Source organism: Paenisporosarcina sp. HGH0030 (assembly GCF_000411295.1).
Lineage (GTDB): Bacteria > Bacillota > Bacilli > Bacillales_A > Planococcaceae > Paenisporosarcina.
The window spans coordinates 5,039-6,059 of sequence record NZ_KE150421.1; the positions used below are offsets into that span (position 1 = coordinate 5,039).

Sequence of the window (1,021 nt, forward strand, 5' to 3'; positions counted from 1 at the left end):
GCCTTACAAGCAGAGGGTCGGCGGTTCGAGCCCGTCATCCTCCACCATTTTTCTTTTTAACACCGTGCCGGTGTAGCTCAGTTGGTAGAGCAACTGACTTGTAATCAGTAGGTCGAGGGTTCGACTCCTTTCGCCGGCACCATTGTTAGAGCCATTAGCTCAGTTGGTAGAGCATCTGACTTTTAATCAGAGGGTCGTAGGTTCGAATCCTACATGGCTCACCATTTTTATACTAAGTTGCGGGTGTGGCGGAACTGGCAGACGCACTAGACTTAGGATCTAGCGCCGCAAGGCGTGGGGGTTCGACTCCCTTCACCCGCACCATTTTTACAATATTATACGAGCGGAAGTAGTTCAGTGGTAGAACACCACCTTGCCAAGGTGGGGGTCGCGAGTTCGAACCTCGTCTTCCGCTCCATATCTTCTTGAATGCCGGGGTGGCGGAACTGGCAGACGCACAGGACTTAAAATCCTGCGGTAGGTGACTACCGTACCGGTTCGATTCCGGTCCTCGGCACCATCTTTCATAAAACATAATATTTAGCGCCCGTAGCTCAATTGGATAGAGTACTTGACTACGAATCAAGCGGTTAGAGGTTCGAGTCCTCTCGGGCGCGCCATATTTTTTAACTTCGGGAAGTAGCTCAGCTTGGTAGAGCACTTGGTTTGGGACCAAGGGGTCGCAGGTTCGAATCCTGTCTTCCCGACCAGTATTTATATCCCTTTAAGGGGCCTTAGCTCAGCTGGGAGAGCGCCTGCCTTGCACGCAGGAGGTCAGCGGTTCGATCCCGCTAGGCTCCACCATGAACCTTGAAAACTGAACAGCAAAACGTCAACAATAAAGCGGAACACACTTCGGTGTGGGAAGCAAAACTTGAACTTAATTGTTCATTTTAAAACGTCATTAATTTGACGCCAGCAACAAAGTCGAGCTAATCGACTCACCTATTATGGAGAGTTTGATCCTGGCTCAGGACGAACGCTGGCGGCGTGCCTAATACATGCAAGTCGAGCGGAATGA

The 1,021-nt window shown here is 50.6% G+C and carries 8 tRNA genes; all 8 read left to right on the forward strand.

Annotated elements, in window-relative coordinates:
* Window positions 1-66 precede the first annotated feature (66 nt).
* The 8 genes from HMPREF1210_RS00055 (at window position 67) to HMPREF1210_RS00090 (ending at window position 804) form a co-directional block, all read left to right on the forward strand.
* Window positions 67-142: transfer RNA gene (locus tag HMPREF1210_RS00055), tRNA-Thr, on the forward strand.
* 6 nt (window positions 143-148) lie between these two features.
* Window positions 149-224, forward strand: a tRNA-Lys gene (locus HMPREF1210_RS00060).
* A 15-nt stretch (window positions 225-239) separates the two neighbouring features.
* Window positions 240-324 (forward strand) — tRNA-Leu (locus HMPREF1210_RS00065).
* Window positions 325-343: 19 nt separating this feature from the next.
* Window positions 344-418: transfer RNA gene (locus HMPREF1210_RS00070), tRNA-Gly, on the forward strand.
* A 13-nt stretch (window positions 419-431) separates the two neighbouring features.
* Window positions 432-520, forward strand: a tRNA-Leu gene (locus HMPREF1210_RS00075).
* A 23-nt stretch (window positions 521-543) separates the two neighbouring features.
* Window positions 544-620 (forward strand) — tRNA-Arg (locus tag HMPREF1210_RS00080).
* Between the two features lie 13 nt (window positions 621-633).
* Window positions 634-710: transfer RNA gene (locus HMPREF1210_RS00085), tRNA-Pro, on the forward strand.
* 18 nt (window positions 711-728) lie between these two features.
* Window positions 729-804 (forward strand) — tRNA-Ala (locus HMPREF1210_RS00090).
* The last annotated feature ends 217 nt before the right edge of the window (window positions 805-1,021 follow it).